The following is a 14,603-nucleotide window of genomic DNA, read 5'->3' on the forward strand; positions in this document are numbered from 1 at the left end:
CCTACTCCGCGGTGGCGCCCGCCGGTTCGGCCGGGCCTGGTTCGACGAAGCTGTACGGCGGCAGCGGCCCGTTGACGCGCAGTTCGAGGTGCGGACGGCTCGCGCGCAGTTCCTCCGCGGCGTCCAGGAAGGCTGCCGCCGAATCGCGGTCCACCAGGAACGAGACGTTGACCAGCCAGCCGGTGGACTCGGGACCCACACTGGTGGAGGCGGCCAGCGGCTCGAGAGCCTGCTGCACGTCGGCGGCGTCCTCGGCCTCCTTGGCCTTCACCGCGGCGGCCACCATCTCGCCGAGCTGGATCTTCTGCTCGTAACTGCCGCCGCCCGACTGCCGGTTGGCCTCGGCGAGGCTGCGCAGTTCGGGGCTCTCCGCCATCACCTGATGCAGGACGGCCTCCTCCACGTGCGAAGCCTTGACGTTGTACTCGACCCGGCCTTCGAGGACCCGCAGGCGCTCCTCGTAGTGCGCGGCGCGCTCGGCGAGGACCCCGGTGACGGAGCTGTCGTCGGGGGCGACACTGCCGAACCGCATGGGCAGCACGCAGCCCTCGGCGCCCGCCTCGGCGAGCACGGTCTGGTGCGCGAGCAGTTCCCTGCGCTTGGGCCGCAGCCCCTCGGGGGCGTCGCTGACGACCGCCGCGAGCGTGCCCTCCTTGAGGACGCGCACCGGCAGGGCGGGATCGCCGACGCCGACCAGGCCGTCCGGGAGGTCGGGGTGGGAGGCGGCGACGATGCCGTACACGTAGGTGCTCACTCCTGCTCCTCCTTCCGGCGCGCGGTGGTGCTCTTGCGCGTCCGCGGCCTGGATTCCCGCTCCTCCTTGTCGGAGCCCTCGTCACGGGCCTGCTTGAAGGCGCCGGAGATGGTCTCCGCGGCGCCGGACAGCGCACCCTTGGACTTGCCGCGCGCGCCGGACTCGGTGATCTCGCCGACCAGGTCGGGCAGGCCGGGGCTCTTGCGCGGCCCCGCCTCCAGGTCCAGCCGGTTGCACGCCTCGGCGAAGCGCAGGTAGGTGTCGACGCTGGCCACCACGACCCGGACGTCGATCTTGAGGATCTCGATACCGACCAGGGAGACCCGTATGAACGCGTCGATGACGAGACCCCTGTCGAGGACGAGCTCCAGCACGTCGTAGAGGCCACTGGAGCCGCCTCCACCGCCGGACTGTTGTGCCGGGACAACGGTCATGTCTACCGCGCCTCCTTGTGTGAGATTGGATGATGATCGGGAATGACTGCGCGCCCGCGGCCTAGCGGCCGCCCTGCCGATGTGCGTCCGAGCGACCCCGCTCGTAGCGGCGGACGCGCCGGTACCCGGTGAGCTGGCCCCCGGGGTCGAGATCGACCTGGTAGCTCGCCATCAGGCTCATCGTGTCGGGCACGCGGGAAAGCTCCAGGACCTCGACGTCCAGGGACCAGCCGTCCTCCGTCTGCTCGAAGGACGAGACGCTCTCGGCGGTCATGCCCGTCAGCTCCGCGAGCTGGGCGCGCGCCTGGCGCAGCACCTCCATGGGGCTCGGCCGGTCGTCCGCCACGGCGTCCTTTCCTTCCTTGTCCGGCGAGGTCCGCGCGCGCTCGGCGGGCTGCGAACTCTCTGATCTCTTCGTTCTCGTCGTTCTCTGTGGTCTGTGTGATTTCTGCGGAGTTCCCGAAGCCCCCGAGGTTCCCGAGGCCCGTGAGGTTCCCGAGGTCCGTGAACTCTTGGAACTCCGCCTTTCAGGCGCTTCGTGCGCCTCGTCCGAATCGTGTGAAGCACGTGCCTGTGATGTGTTCTTCGTGTTCACCATGGCCACCTCTTCTTCCGTGTGGCCCAAAGGCTCTTGGCCAAACCTTCACGTGGCCCGGAGTGCGTCGAGCCGGCGTCGGGCGGGGCCCAGGGCGCGCCCGCGTCCCGGCAGCGCCGACCACGGACGCGTGCGGGCCTGCTCGGCGGCGTCGGCGATGGTCCAGCGGCGCGGGCCGAGTTCCGGATCGCGCAGCTGTTCCCAGGTGAGGGGCATGGCGACGGGCGCCCCGGGGAGCGCGCGCACCGAGAAGGGCGCGACGGCGGTCTGCGCGTAGCCGTTGCGCTGCACGTCCAGGTAGAGCCGGTCGCCGCGGTCCTTCTTGCGGGCGGCCGTGGTCAGCCGGTCGGGGTGCTCGGCGACGAGCAGGTCGGCGGCGTCCCGGGCGAACCCGCGCACCGCGTCGAAGTCGTCGTGCCCGTCGACCGGGACGACGACGTGCAGGCCGCGCGAGCCCGTCGTCATGAGGGCGGAAGGCAGCCGCAGCTGGTCCAGCAGGTCGCCGAGCCATTCGGCGGCCTCCCGGACGGCGGCGAAGGACGAGCCGTCGGCCGGGTCGAGGTCGAAGACCATCAGGTCCGGACGGTCGGCCCGGCCGGCCCGCGACGTCCAGCGGTGCAGCGTGAGGCAGGCCTGGTCGGCGAGGTACACGAGGGTGGCGGAGTCGTCGCAGACGGTGTGGCGGACGGTGCCGTCCTCCTTGGCCACCTCGGCCCGGGTGATCCACTCCGGGTAGTGCTCGGGCGTGTTCTTCTGCAGGAAGCGGGGCCCGTCGATCCCGTCCGGATGCCGTTCCAGCATCAGCGGACGGCCGCGCAGGTGCGGCACCATGAACGCGGCGACCGACCGGTAGTACGCGACCAGGTCGCCCTTCGTGTACTGCTTGGCCTCCTCGCCGCCCGGGAACAGCACCTTCTCGGGCCGGTGGACCTCGACGCTGCGGCGGCCCGCCCGCACCCTGCGAACGTCGTCACCGCTCACGGCGCGATCGCCTGCTCCACCAGCAGCCGAGCGGACGCGGCGATCGACTCGGCGTCGATGCCCGCGGCGTGCAGCTGCTCGGCCGGGGTCGCCGAACCGGGCATCGTCCGGACGGCGAGCCGCACCAGCCGGGGCACCGGCCGCCCGTCGAGGAAGGCGTCGAGGACCGCGTCCCCGAGGCCGCCCTGCTCGTGGTGGTCCTCCACGCTCAGCAGCAGGCCGGTCTCCTCGGCGGCCCGGCGCAACGTGGCCCGGTCGACGGGCTTGACCGAGTACAGGTCGATCACCCGCGCGGAGACGCCCTCGGCGTCGAGCGCCTCGGCGGCCTTCAGCGCCTCGTGCACGGTGACGCCGGCCGCGACGATCGTGAGCCGGTCCCGGTCGGAGGAGCGCAGCACCTTGCTGCCGCCGACGGGGAACTCCTCGTCCGGCCCGTAGAGCACCGGATCGGCGCCGCGTGAGGTGCGCAGATAGCGGACCCCTTCCAGGCCGGCCATGGCGGAGACGAGCCGGGCGGTCTGGTGGGGGTCGCACGGGTACAGCACGGTCGAGCCGTGCACGGACCGGAACATCGCCAGGTCCTCCAGACCCATCTGCGAGGGTCCGTCCGGGCCGATGGCGACCCCCGCGTGCGAGCCGACGAGATTGATGCCGACCCCGCTGACCGCGGCCATCCGGACGAAGTCGTGGGCCCGGGTCAGGAAGGCCGCGAACGTCGAGGCGTACGGGACCCAGCCGCGCGTCGCCAGTCCGACCGCCGCGGCGACGAGCTGCTGCTCGGCGATGTAGCACTCGAAGAACCGGTCGGGGTACTCCTTGGCGAAGGCCTCGGCGCGGGTGGAGTCGCTGACCTCGCCGTCGAGGGCGACGATGTCCGCGCGGGCGGCGCCGAGGGCGGCGAGGGCCTTGCCGTAGGCGTCACGGGTCGCCACGCCCTTCTCACGGTCCTCCCCCTCCCAGCGGGGCAGCACGAGGGGCCCGGTGGGGACGGAGTGCAGCATGCGGGCGTCGGCCGGCTCCCGCACGCGGACCCGCAGGTCACGAAGGCCGCCCAGTTCCTCGATCGCCTCGTCGGCGTCGGGCAGCGGCTTGCCGTGCAGCCCCTCGCGGTCCTCGACGGAGCGCACGCCCTTGCCCTTGAGGGTGCGGGCGAGGATCGCGGTGGGCTGCCCCAGGGTGGAGGCCGCCTCGCCGTAGGCGCGGTCGACGGCGTCCACGTCGTGTCCGTCGATCTCGATGGTGTGCCAGCCGAAGGCCTGGAAGCGGCGGGCGTAGGCGCCGAGGTCGTGGCCGTGCCGGGTGGGACCGCGCTGGCCGAGCCGGTTGACGTCGACGATCACCGTGAGGTTGTCGAGATGCTCGTGGCCCGCGTGCTCGGCGGCCTCCCACACCGAGCCCTCGGCGAGCTCGCTGTCCCCGCACAGCACCCACACGCGGTAGCCGATGTGGTCCAGCCGTTTCCCGGCCAGCGCGATGCCGACGCCCACCGGGAGTCCCTGGCCGAGCGAGCCGGTGGCCGTCTCGACCCAGGGCAGCCGCTGCGGGGTGGGGTGTCCTTCGAGCCTGCTGCCGAGCGCGCGGAAGGTCAGGAGTTCCTCGTCGTCGATGGCCCCGGCGGCCTTGTAGGCCGCGTACTGCAGGGGGGAGGCATGGCCCTTGGAGAGGACGAAGCGGTCGTTGCCCGGGTGCGCCGGGCGGTCGAAGTCGTAGCGGAAGTGGTGCGCGAGCAGTACGGCCATCAGGTCCGCGGCCGACATCGAGGACGTCGGGTGACCGGACCCCGCGGCGGCCGCGGCCCGCACACTGTCGACCCGCAACTGCTGTCCGAGTCCGGTCAGTTCGGCGGTGTCCATCTGGTTACCTGTCCCCCTTCGCGTCGCGGGTGTCGCCGTGCTCGACGGGGCCGGGGGTCGGCTCGTCCGCGGTCCTGTCGTCGCGCACGTCCGCCGGTCCGGAACTGTGCCGCCCCACCTCGGGGGTCGGCGAGGTGATCGACTGGGAGCCGTCCTCCGGCGATCGCCGGCCCGTGCCGGACTCGTCCTCACCGCCGCCGTGCCGCCCCACCTCGGGGGTCGGCGAGGTGATCGACTGCGAGTCGTCCTCCGGGGAGGGGTGGTGCTCGCCGGACCCGCCGGTCTCCTGGTTCACGTCGTTCTTGGCGTTCACGTCGTTCCCTTCATCGGTGTCGTGCGTGTCGTGCGTGTGCGTGTCGGACGCGTGGGCGCCGTCCGCTCCGTCCGTCGCGTCCGCGCGGTTCCCGGCCTTCACGTCCTCCCGGGTGGCGGCGCCGGGGCCGGGGGCCGTCGGTTCGCGGCGGTGGTCCTCCGGTACCCGTGCCGGCTCCGGTGACGCCGTGTCGAGCGGCACCGACCAGGACCTGACCAGGCCCAGCTGGACGTCCTGACGCGGGAGTACGGCGTCCAGCAGCCAGTCGGCGGCGACCCGCACACGGTTGCCGGGCATGGCGGCGAGGTGGTAGCCGCGGGCGACCGCGCCCGCCGCGGGGCCGGACAGGTGGACGCCGAGCGGATTGGCGGCGGCCTGCACCCCGCCCAGGTCCACGACGAAGCCCATGTCCTTGTGCCGGTAAGGCCGCAGACCGGCCGCGCCGCCGCCCGCGCGCAGCGAGGCGGCGACGTTCCGCCCCGCCACCCTGCCCTGCCGCCAGGCGTGCTGCGCGGTCATCGGCGTGTACTCCCCGGGCCGCTCCAGATCCGGTACCGCGGCCGCGTCGCCGCACGCGAACACCTCGGGCCTGCCCGGCACCTGCAGCGTCGGTTCGACGAGCAACCGCCCGCGTTCCATGGGCAGTCCGAGCGACTCCGCCAGGGGATCGGGCCGTACGCCCACGCACCACGCCAGGGTGCGGGTGGGGACGAACTCGCCGTCCGTCAGCAGGACTCCGTCCCGGGTGGCCTCCTTGACGGAGGTCCCCATACGCACCTCGACGCCCCTCCCGCGCAGCACCCGGTCGGCGGTACGGGAGAGCCGTTCGTCCAGTTCGGGCAGGACGCGGGACGCGACGTCGAGCAGCAGCCAGCGCGGCCGGATGCCCCGGCGCAACGGGTGCGCGCGGACCAGGGCGTCGGTGAACAGCTGTCCCTGCGCGGCGACTTCGGTACCGGTGTAGCCCGCTCCGACCACGACGAACGTGCAACGCGCCGCGCACTCTTCCGCGTTCGCGCCGGAGGCGGCCAACTCCACCTGACGGGTGAGGTGATCACGCAGGTAGAGGGCCTCGGGCAGGCCGCGGAAACCGTGCGCGTGCTCGGCGACCCCGGGGATGGGGAGCAGCTTGTTGACGCTGCCGGCGGCCAGCACGAGCCGGTCGTAGTCGAGTGCGCCCTCGTCCCCTTCGGGGTTCGTGTAGTGGACGGTGCGCGCGTCGAGGTCGACGCGTCCGGCCTCGCCGAGCACCGGCCGCACCTCACGGAGGGTGCCCGACAGGGAGACGGTGACCCGGCGCGGTTCGAGGATGCCCGCCGCCACCTGGGGCAGCAGGGGCAGGTACAGAAAGTAGTCGGTCGGGTTGAGCAGAGTGACGTCGGCCCGGCCCCGGACCGCCCGCGCCAGGGTCCGGGCCGTGCGGTAGCCGGCGAATCCGGCTCCGACGATCACGATGCGGGGACGCCTCACGATGGTCCTCCGGAGGGGTTCGGACGGTTGTCGTACGGAGGTTTCCGCGTCCCCCTGGCAGGAGCCGTCAAACGTGCGCCGGTGTCCGCGGCGGGCGTCCGGCGTCCGGAACGCGCCGGCTGTGGAGCGACCGGGAACGCCCGCGCACGCCGGGAGGCCCCGCGGCAGCTCGTGCCGCGGGGCCTCCCGGACGCCGAACCCGTGACGCGGGTGCGTCACTTCGGCGGATGCGCGCCGCGGGTCAGGCCCGCTGCGGGCTCTCGGGATCGATGTCGTCGGCGCGCGGCGCCGCGCCCGGCGCCGGCACCTGGGCGCCGGGTGCGGTCGGCGGCATCGGGGGGTAGGGCAGGCCGGTGCCACCGGGCGGTCCGGCCGGCTGCGAACCGCCGACGACGCGGCCCGGGCCCTTGTCCTGCGCCGCCTCCAGCCCCGCCGTGGACGGGGACGACGCGTGCGGCCTGGCCGCGCCGCGCAGCAGGTACGCGACGACGCCGAGGATCGCGGCGGTGATCAGCGCCGCGGCCCAGTCCGGCAGACCGATGCCGAGGGCGAGCCCCACCGCGAGTGCGACGGCCGCGCCCGCGTAGAGGGCGACGGCGCCGGAGGCCGCGTAAAGCATCGCCGTACGGCGCTGCTTGCGGGTCTGCTCGCGCAGCTCCTCGCGGATCGTCTCGCGCGCCACCTGCGCCAGTTCGTCGACCAGATGCTTGTCCAGATGCTCCAGGTGATCCATGCGCTCCATGGACCTCGGGTACCCGCTGTCATGGACGCTTAACTCCGGTGACCGGCTTGCCGGATCGCCGGGCCGGGAGCGGGGCCGAGAACCGGGCGGGGACCGGGAGGGGGGCCGGGGCGGGGATCGGGTGAAGGGATCACCTCACCGCACCCGCCCCAACTAGGCTCGTCCGCATGGACATTCTGGGAGCCACACTGCGTGTCTGTGTCGACGATCTGGAGAGCTCGGTCTCCTTCTACGAGCGGCTGGCGGGCACCGGCGCGCTCCGCTTCGAGCGGGGCGGCGTCCACGTGGCCGCGGTCGGCTGCTTCCTGCTGATGAGCGGGCCTCCGGCCGAGCTGGAGCTGCTGCGCAAGGCGGCCGCGACGATCGCCGTCGCGGACGTCGACGAGGCCCACCGGACCCTCACCGAGCTGGGCGCGGACGTCATCGCGGGCCCGGTGCCCACCCCGGTGGGCCGCAACCTGATCGCCCGGCACCCGGACGGAGCGGTGTACGAGTACGTCGACCGGCGCGGCTCGTGAGGTTCCGCGTGCGCCGGGTGCCGCGGCGGGCGGGACGAAATTCCGTGGGCGGCGGGCCTTCCCGGACGTAGAGTCGGGCGTTCGGCGGCAGGCACGAAGGAGCGGCAGTGAATGAGCAGCACACCTACCGGGTGATCGTCCGGGGCACCTGGGACGGTCTCACCGAGGAGAGCCGCACCCGCCTCCTCGCCGAGGCCTGCGCGCACGGCCTGACGAGCATGCGGTTCACCGAGGAGGGCACGCTGTCCTACGAGCCGTCGCCGCTCAAGCACTTCTCGATGCGCTACGTGGTGGTGTCGGACGCGGCGGACGGCGACGAGATGGCGGGCGCGCTCGCCGAGGAGCGCGCCGAGGCGACGTTGCGCGAACTCGGCCACGGCTTCACCGGGCTGCGGTCGACGGTCACCGACCTCGACACCATGAAGATCAACTACAAGGCCGCATCTCGGCGGTGATCGCCCACCGCTCGTGGTCCCGCCACTCCCCGTCGATATAGATCATCTTCGGGGAGAAACCCTCCCGGCGGAAGCCGCAGCCGCGGGCCAGGGCGATGGAGGCGACGTTGCCGGGCTGCGCGTTGATCTCCAGCCGGTGCAGCCGCATCGGCCCGAACGCGTGGCCCACCACGAGGTCGAGCGCCTCGCGCATCAGCCCGCGCCCGGCCGCGTGCGCGAAGGCGCCGTAGCCCAGCGCGCCGCACTGGAAGCCGCCCTGGACGATGTTGTTGATGTTGACGAACCCGGCGACCGCCCCGTCCTCCCGCGTGCACACGAGGAAACCGGCCTTCGAGGGGTCCTCGATCAGCCGGCCCGCGTAGGCCGTGTACGCGTCGGCGGTGGCCGGCGGGAACAGCCACGGGCGGTGCAGGTCCTCGCTCTCCCGCGCGCGGGCGGTGAACTCCGGCCCGTCCTCGTAGGTGAAGTGACGTATGCCCACGCGGGGGCCCTCGGCGAGGTAGCGGGATGCGGTGTGCGGCATCGGGACAGCCTACGACGAGGTCACTTGCGCCGTTTCCGGAAATACGCGAAGGAGGCGCCGCAGACGACGCCGATGACCCAGGTCGCCAGGAGCGCCGTCCACAGCGGCACCGTCACCTCGGGGACCAGCAGCCGGATCTTCGTGGGGCGGGTGTTCTGGAAGATGAAGACCAGAGTGAGGACGGCGAGCGCCAGGACGACGATCCGGCCCGGCGTCATCGCTTCGTTCCTGCCCCCGCTCCGGGACGCCTTCGAGGTCTTCGGGCTCATACGACCAGCGTGGGCCCTGCGCCGCGCTCACGCACGGTGAGGCGCGCCCCCGGGTGAGGCGGCCGGGGGTCAGCGCAGCGCGGGGAGGTCGAGGGTGAGGGCGCCCTCGTCGGCGTCGAGCACGGCGGGCACCCCGAACGGCACGGTGAGGGCCCCCTCGCAGTGACCGAACCCGAGCTCCTCGACGACGGGGACGCCGAGGCCGCCGAGCCGGTCCACGAGGACCGGGCGCAGCTCCGCGTAGGGGCCGCAGTTCTCCCAGGAGCCGAGGGCGACGCCCGCGACGCCGTCCAGCCAGCCGGTGCGCAGGAGTTGGGTGAGGGCGCGGTCGACGCTGTACGGCCGCTCCCCCACGTCCTCGATCAGCAGCAGGCCGCCGCGGGCGCCGGCCCGGGTGTGCGGAGTGCCGTAGCCGGTGGCCAGCAGCGCGAGGCAGCCGCCCAGGGTGACGCCCCGCGCCCGGCCCGGCGCGATGGCCGTACCGGTGGAGGCGAGCGTGCGGACGGACTCCGGGGCGAACAGGGTGGCCCTGAGGTGTTCCTGGCCGCGGGCGCTCTTGATGAAGTCGATGCCCGCGGCCGCGGGCCCGTACAGCGTCACCAGGCCCAGGCGCAGGGCGAACGCCTCGTGCAGGGTGGTGCTGTCGCTGAAGCCGACGAACACCTTCGGCCCGGCCGCCCGCATCGCGTCCCAGTCGAGCAGGTCGACGATCCGCTGGGCGCCGTAGCCGCCGCGTGCGCACAGCACGGCGTCGACACCCGGATCGCACCAGGCCCGCTGGAGGTCGGCGGCCCGGTCGGCGTCGGTGCCCGCGAGGTGCGGCAGCAGGTCGTCCCGGTCCAGCACATGGGGCGCGACCACGGGGTCGAGGTCCCAGCCGCGCAGCAGGTCGAGGCCGGCCTCCAGCCGCTCCTCCGCGACCGGCCCGCTGGGCGCGACGACCGCGACCCTGGCCCCTGGGGCGAGCCGGGACGGCCGTACGAGTTCCTTCACCGCGCAAGCTCCAACCTGGGGATTCCGGACGGGCTCAGCCCGAACACCTGAGCGTACAGCGACAGCTCGGCCTCCAGGGCGCGCACCATGGTGGCCGCCTGCCGGAAGCCGTGCCCCTCCCCCGCGAACGCCAGGTACGCGTGCGGCGCCGGCCGCCCGGCCGAGCGGGCCGACCCGGTCAGCCGGGACAGGAACCGCTCGCACTGGGCGGGCGGGCAGATCACGTCGTCCAGCCCCTGGAGGAGCAGGAACGGGACGGTGATCCGGTCGGCGTGCTCGATCGGCGAGCGTTCCGCGTAGCGGGCGGGCACCTGCGCGAGGGGCCCGACGAGACTGTCCGGGTAGCGCGACTCGAAGTCGTGGGTCTCCCCCGTCGCCCAGCCCACCAGGTCCAGCACGGGGTAGCGGATCGTGCCGCAGGCGTACACGTCGGTGCCGGCCAGCGAGACCGCGGCGGTCCAGCCGCCCGCGCTGCCGCCCCGGACGGCCAGCCGCCGGCGGTCGGCCGTGCCCTCGTCGGCGAGCGCCAGGGCGACGGCCGCGCAGTCCTCGACGTCGACGACGCCCCACTGCTCGCGCAGCCGCTCCCGGTACTCCCGCCCGTACCCGGTGGAGCCGCCGTAGTCGACCTCGGCGACGCCGATGCCCCGGGAGGTGAAGTAGGCGATCTCCAGGTCCAGCACGAGCGGGGCGCGATCGGTGGGCCCGCCGTGCGCCCACACGACGTACGGCGGCAGCTCGTGGCCGGGCGCGACGTGCCCGGGGTGGTGGGGCGGGTAGACGTGCGCGTGGATGTCACGGCCGTCGGGGCCGGTGAACGTGCGGATCCGGGGCTCGGGGTAGTAGGCCGGGTCCACGGCGTCGTCGTGCGCGGCTCCGGCCACCCGGGCCCGGCCCGTCCTGGTGTCCAGCTCCACCACCTCGTAGGCGCTGCGCGGGCTGGCGGCGACGCCGACGACGCGCTCCCCGTGCACCGCGAGGGTGGGCGCGAACTCCGTCCATGGTCCGGCCGCGTCGACGAGCTCGCCGGTCTCCGGGTCCAGGACCCCGAGCGCGGTGGCTCCCCGGCCGTGCACGACGGCGACGAGTCCGCTGTCCAGCGGCGCGAACCAGCGCTGTCCGAGCTTCCACAGGGCGCCGCCGAACCCCTCCTCGCGGGGGCAGAGGGGCCGGTGGTCGCGGTAGAGGTTCCACCAGCCGCTGCGGTCGCTTGTATACAGTAGGCAGTCTTCTGCGGACTGCTGTCCGTCGTACGCCGACTGTCCCGCGTCGCCTGCGGACGGTGGACTGTCGACGGCCGAACGCTCCCCGTCGGCAGTCGACCGCATGTCGTCGCCCGTCAGCCGCATCTGGTCGCCGGTCGACCGCATGTCGTCGCCGGTCGACCGTCCGTCGTATGCCGCGGACCGGCCACCGTCGTCCGCCCCCTGTCGCCCGTATCCCGTCGACGGCATCCAGTCGACCTGGGCGATCGACTCCCCCGGGCCGCCCGCCACCACCCGGGCGCCGCTCAGCGTGCCGTCACCCCCGACGTCGGCGACGACCACCTCGGTGCCCTCCCAGGGCATCAGCGGATGATCCCAGGCCAGCCAGGCGGCCCGGCGGCCGTCGGACGAGAGGCGGGCGCCGGTGACGAAACGGCGTCGGTCGTCGGTGAGTTCGCGCACGGCGGCGCGGTCCTCGGCGGCCGAACCGTCCAGCGGCACCGCGGCCAGCACCCGGCGCACCTCGGTCGGGCCCTCACCCGTGAACTCCTCCAGGACGCACCACACCTCGCCCCGTTCCGGCAGCAACTGCGGCTCCACCCAGCGCAGTCCGCCGCCCACCGACGAGACGGGAGTGAGCGGGCGCGGCCCGGCGCCCGACGCGGACCCGGGCTCGTACGCGTACAGCCGCTGGTCGGCGAAGTGCACGAACACCACCAGGGGCCGGCCGTCGAGCACGGCGCCGGCCCACGGCTGTCCGCCGTACTCGACGACCCGGCTGCGGACGTTCCAGGGGGCGGGCAGCACGGACTCCTCCGTGCCGTCGTGCCGACGCCGGACGAGGGTGCGGCGGCCGTGTTCGGCCGGCCGGGGCGCGGTCCACCACACCTCGTCGCCGACGAAGCCGACATACTCGGGCCGCCCGTCGTGCGTGGCCGCGAGGGCCGCGTCGATGGGCGAGGGCCAGGAACCGTAGGGCAGGACCTGCACGTTCTCCCCGTTCGCCTAGGCCGTCCGCAGGAACCGGTCGAGCACCCGGACACCGAAGTGCAGCGCCTCCACCGGCACCCGCTCGTCGACCCCGTGGAAGAGGGCCTGGTAATCGAAGCCCTCCGGGAGCTTCAGCGGTGCGAAGCCGTAGCCGGTGATGCCGAGCCGCGAGAACTGCTTGGCGTCCGTACCGCCGGACATGCAGTACGGCACCACGTGCCCCTCGGGCGCGAACTCCTCCACGGCGGCCCGCATGCGGGCGTAGACCGGGGCGTCCACAGGTGCCTGCAGGGCCACTTCGCGATGGTGGTACTCCCAGTCCACTTCGGGACCGGTGAGTCGGTCGAGGGTCGTGCGGAACTCGTCCTCGCCGCCCGGGAGATAGCGGCCGTCGACATAGGCGACCGCCTCACCGGGAACGACGTTGACCTTGTAACCGGCTTCCAGCATGGTCGGGTTGGCACTGTTGCGGACGGTCGCCTCCACCAGCGCGGCCGCCGGGCCGAGCTTCGCCAGCAGCCCGTCCACATCGCGCAGGTCGGCGTCGACGCCGTACAGCGCGGCGAGTTCGGTGAGGGCGGCCCGGACGGTCGGGGTGAGCCGCAGGGGCCACTCGTGCGCGCCGATCCGCGTGACCGCGGCGGCCAGACGGGTCACCGCGTTCTCCCGGTTGACCTTGGAGCCGTGTCCGGCGCGTCCGCGGGCGGTGAGCTTCAGCCAGCCGGTGCCGCGCTCACCCGCGGCGATGGGGTAGATCTCGCGCCCGGCGCCGTCGTGGAAGGTGAACGCCCCGGATTCGCCGATGGCCTCGGTGCAGCCCTCGAACAGTCCCGGGTGGCGGTCGGCGAGGAACCCGGAGCCGTCCTCGGCGCTGGCCTCCTCGTCGGCGGTGAAGGCGATGACGAGGTCGCGCCGGGGCCGGACGCCCTGCCGGGCCCAGGCCCGCAGCACGGCCAGGATCATCGCGTCCATGTTCTTCATGTCGACGGCGCCGCGCCCCCACACGACCCCGTCGCGCACCTCCCCGGAGAAGGGGTGGACGCTCCAGTCGGCGGCCTCCGCCGGGACCACGTCCAGGTGGCCGTGGACGAGCAGGGCGTCCGCGGCCGGGTCGGTGCCCTCGATCCGGCCGACGACGTTGGTCCGTCCCGGGACGCGTTCGAGGAGCGTCGGCTCGATGCCCGCCTCGGCGAGCAGGGCGGCGGCGTACTCGGCGGCGGGCCGTTCCCGGCACTCGCCCCCGCCCCGGTTGGTGGTGTCGATGCGGATGAGATCGGAGGTGAACCGGACGACCTCGTCCCGCGCCCGCGCGTCAGCCATGCCGCTCCCGCCCGTGCCGCCGCCCCGGCCCCGGCGGCCGCTCCGGCCACCGCCCCGGGTCCCGCTCCTCAGCCATACTGTTCCTCGATCGCGGCCGAGACGATCGTCGTGACCGCCTTGAACGTACGGATGCCTTCGTACATGGTGCCGCTGGTGTACGCGATCTTCCGCTCGCCGACCCGGGCGACGCCGGGCACGACGGTGGCCGCCATCGCGAGGTGCTCGGCGTCGAACTCCACGGCCACCGTGAACGGCCCTCCGCTCACCGGTTCCTGACGGACGGCCAGCCGGGTCGCCTCCTTCGCCGCGGCCCGGATGTCGGCGGCCGTGCGGGCCGGGGTACGGCACACGGCCGCGTACCGGGAGACGTGGTCCTTCACCGCGACCTTCAGCGCCTCGGGCGCGTAGCCCAGCGCGTCCTCGCAGGCCACGTCGTCACCGGTGACGAGGACGACCGGCACTCCGTACTCGGCGACCACGTGCGCGTTGAGCAGCCCCTCGCTGGCCCGTACGTCGTTCAGCCACACGCCGGTGAGGGAGTTGGCGAGGTAGGTGTGGGCGAGGACGCCCTCCATGCCGGCGCCCGCGTGGTAGCCGACGAACGCGATGCCGTCCACGTCTGCGTGCTGGACGCCCTCCACCATGGAGAGGGACTTGTGACGGCCGGTGAGCATCTCCACCCGCTCGTCGAGCTGCTCGAGAAGCAGGTTGCGCATGGTCGAGTGGGCCTCGTTGACCAGAACCTCGTCCGCTCCGCCGTCGAAGAAGCCGAGCACGGCGGCGTTGACGTCCGAGGTGAACATCGACCGGCACCGCTGCCACTCCGGCGCCCCGGGCAGCACGTCGGCCGGCCAGGTGACGCCCGTGGCGCCCTCCATGTCGGCGCTGATGAGGATCTTCACGTCACGGCACCCCGTCCTCTCAAGGAGACCCGAGCCTAGCGGGCCGCGGCCCGGATTTCCCGGGAGCGACGCCGCTCAGCCGGGAGTTCCCCCACGGCGGCAGACACCCCTCGGCCGCCGCCGTCGGCCGCCCGCCCGGGACGGGCGGCCGACGGCGGCGGGCCACCCGGTCGCGCGGGTGACCGGACCCGCGCACCCCGGCCGAAGGACCGCCGGGCCCCGGGGGGCCGCCGACGCCCGGGCCCTCACCGGTCCCGGCTCCGAAGCCCTGGTCGTCGCCGGTCGC

Annotated in this window: 14 protein-coding genes and 1 pseudogene; 2 read left to right on the plus strand and 13 right to left on the minus strand. The window is 73.7% G+C overall.

Annotated elements, in window-relative coordinates; all coding sequences use genetic code 11:
- Nucleotide 1 precedes the first annotated feature (1 nt).
- The 7 genes and pseudogenes from J2X68_RS15135 to J2X68_RS15165 form a co-directional block, all read right to left on the minus strand.
- Nucleotides 2–754 (minus strand): GvpL/GvpF family gas vesicle protein, encoded by a 753-nt coding sequence (locus tag J2X68_RS15135; RefSeq protein ID WP_310433035.1) that lies wholly within the window; start codon nt 752–754, stop codon nt 2–4.
- The gene (locus J2X68_RS15140) at nt 751–1,188 is read right to left on the minus strand and encodes a gas vesicle structural protein GvpA (RefSeq protein WP_310433036.1); all 438 of its coding nucleotides are present in this window, start codon (nt 1,186–1,188) and stop codon (nt 751–753) included. Before J2X68_RS15140 ends, J2X68_RS15135 begins: the two co-directional genes overlap by 4 nt.
- Nucleotides 1,189–1,249: 61 nt before the next feature.
- A pseudogene (locus J2X68_RS15145) lies at nt 1,250–1,531 on the minus strand (gas vesicle protein); the annotation flags it as partial.
- 300 nt (nt 1,532–1,831) lie between these two features.
- Entirely contained in the window at nt 1,832–2,764 is a 933-nt protein-coding gene (gene ligD / locus J2X68_RS15150; RefSeq protein WP_310433037.1) for a non-homologous end-joining DNA ligase, read from the minus strand.
- Nucleotides 2,761–4,617, minus strand: a complete 1,857-nt coding sequence (locus J2X68_RS15155) for a transketolase (protein ID WP_310433038.1) — start codon at nt 4,615–4,617, stop codon at nt 2,761–2,763. The genes ligD and J2X68_RS15155 overlap by 4 nt, the downstream gene beginning before the upstream one ends.
- 4 nt (nt 4,618–4,621) lie before the next feature.
- Nucleotides 4,622–6,400: an FAD-dependent oxidoreductase gene (locus tag J2X68_RS15160; RefSeq protein WP_310433039.1), complete on the minus strand. Its 1,779-nt coding sequence runs from the start codon at nt 6,398–6,400 to the stop codon at nt 4,622–4,624.
- Between the two features lie 241 nt (nt 6,401–6,641).
- The gene (locus J2X68_RS15165; RefSeq protein WP_310433040.1) at nt 6,642–7,142 is read right to left on the minus strand and encodes a phage holin family protein; all 501 of its coding nucleotides are present in this window, start codon (nt 7,140–7,142) and stop codon (nt 6,642–6,644) included.
- Nucleotides 7,143–7,309: 167 nt separating this feature from the next.
- Here J2X68_RS15165 and J2X68_RS15170 point away from each other — a divergent pair, with 167 nt between their 5' ends.
- On the plus strand, nt 7,310–7,660 hold the full coding sequence (locus J2X68_RS15170) for a VOC family protein (RefSeq protein WP_310433041.1): 351 nt from the start codon (nt 7,310–7,312) through the stop codon (nt 7,658–7,660).
- 107 nt (nt 7,661–7,767) lie between these two features.
- Nucleotides 7,768–8,115: a DUF6204 family protein gene (locus tag J2X68_RS15175; RefSeq protein WP_310433042.1), complete on the plus strand. Its 348-nt coding sequence runs from the start codon at nt 7,768–7,770 to the stop codon at nt 8,113–8,115.
- On the opposite strand, the gene J2X68_RS15180 is transcribed toward J2X68_RS15175, so the two are convergent.
- The 6 genes from J2X68_RS15180 to J2X68_RS15205 form a co-directional block, all read right to left on the minus strand.
- Entirely contained in the window at nt 8,087–8,638 is a 552-nt protein-coding gene (locus J2X68_RS15180) for a GNAT family protein (protein WP_310433043.1), read from the minus strand. The two genes, J2X68_RS15175 and J2X68_RS15180, sit on opposite strands and share 29 nt — an antisense overlap.
- 20 nt (nt 8,639–8,658) lie before the next feature.
- Nucleotides 8,659–8,907 (minus strand): LapA family protein, encoded by a 249-nt coding sequence (locus J2X68_RS15185; protein ID WP_310433044.1) that lies wholly within the window; start codon nt 8,905–8,907, stop codon nt 8,659–8,661.
- 69 nt (nt 8,908–8,976) lie between these two features.
- Nucleotides 8,977–9,900 (minus strand): LD-carboxypeptidase, encoded by a 924-nt coding sequence (locus J2X68_RS15190; protein WP_310433045.1) that lies wholly within the window; start codon nt 9,898–9,900, stop codon nt 8,977–8,979.
- Nucleotides 9,897–12,095 (minus strand): prolyl oligopeptidase family serine peptidase, encoded by a 2,199-nt coding sequence (locus tag J2X68_RS15195; protein WP_310433046.1) that lies wholly within the window; start codon nt 12,093–12,095, stop codon nt 9,897–9,899. The genes J2X68_RS15190 and J2X68_RS15195 overlap by 4 nt, the downstream gene beginning before the upstream one ends.
- A 15-nt stretch (nt 12,096–12,110) precedes the next feature.
- Complete coding sequence (locus tag J2X68_RS15200; RefSeq protein WP_310433047.1) at nt 12,111–13,415, minus strand: M20/M25/M40 family metallo-hydrolase; 1,305 nt, start codon at nt 13,413–13,415, stop codon at nt 12,111–12,113.
- A 68-nt stretch (nt 13,416–13,483) separates the two neighbouring features.
- On the minus strand, nt 13,484–14,317 hold the full coding sequence (locus J2X68_RS15205) for a M55 family metallopeptidase (RefSeq protein ID WP_310433048.1): 834 nt from the start codon (nt 14,315–14,317) through the stop codon (nt 13,484–13,486).
- Between the last annotated feature and the right edge of the window lie 286 nt (nt 14,318–14,603).

It is taken from the genome of Streptomyces sp. 3330 (genome assembly GCF_031456635.1).
In the GTDB taxonomy this organism is placed as follows: Bacteria; Actinomycetota; Actinomycetes; order Streptomycetales; family Streptomycetaceae; genus Streptomyces.

What these genes read in the sequence shown, in the direction of transcription:
- J2X68_RS15140 (WP_310433036.1), bottom strand. Translation starts at nt 1,188, where the DNA reads ATGACCGTTGTCCCGGCACAACAGTCCGGCGGTGGAGGCGGCTCCAGT.
- J2X68_RS15155 (WP_310433038.1), bottom strand. Translation starts at nt 4,617, where the DNA reads ATGGACACCGCCGAACTGACCGGACTCGGACAGCAGTTGCGGGTCGAC.
- J2X68_RS15165 (WP_310433040.1), bottom strand. Translation starts at nt 7,142, where the DNA reads ATGGAGCGCATGGATCACCTGGAGCATCTGGACAAGCATCTGGTCGAC.
- J2X68_RS15170 (WP_310433041.1), top strand. Translation starts at nt 7,310, where the DNA reads ATGGACATTCTGGGAGCCACACTGCGTGTCTGTGTCGACGATCTGGAG.
- J2X68_RS15180 (WP_310433043.1), bottom strand. Translation starts at nt 8,638, where the DNA reads ATGCCGCACACCGCATCCCGCTACCTCGCCGAGGGCCCCCGCGTGGGC.
- J2X68_RS15185 (WP_310433044.1), bottom strand. Translation starts at nt 8,907, where the DNA reads ATGAGCCCGAAGACCTCGAAGGCGTCCCGGAGCGGGGGCAGGAACGAA.
- J2X68_RS15200 (WP_310433047.1), bottom strand. Translation starts at nt 13,415, where the DNA reads ATGGCTGACGCGCGGGCGCGGGACGAGGTCGTCCGGTTCACCTCCGAT.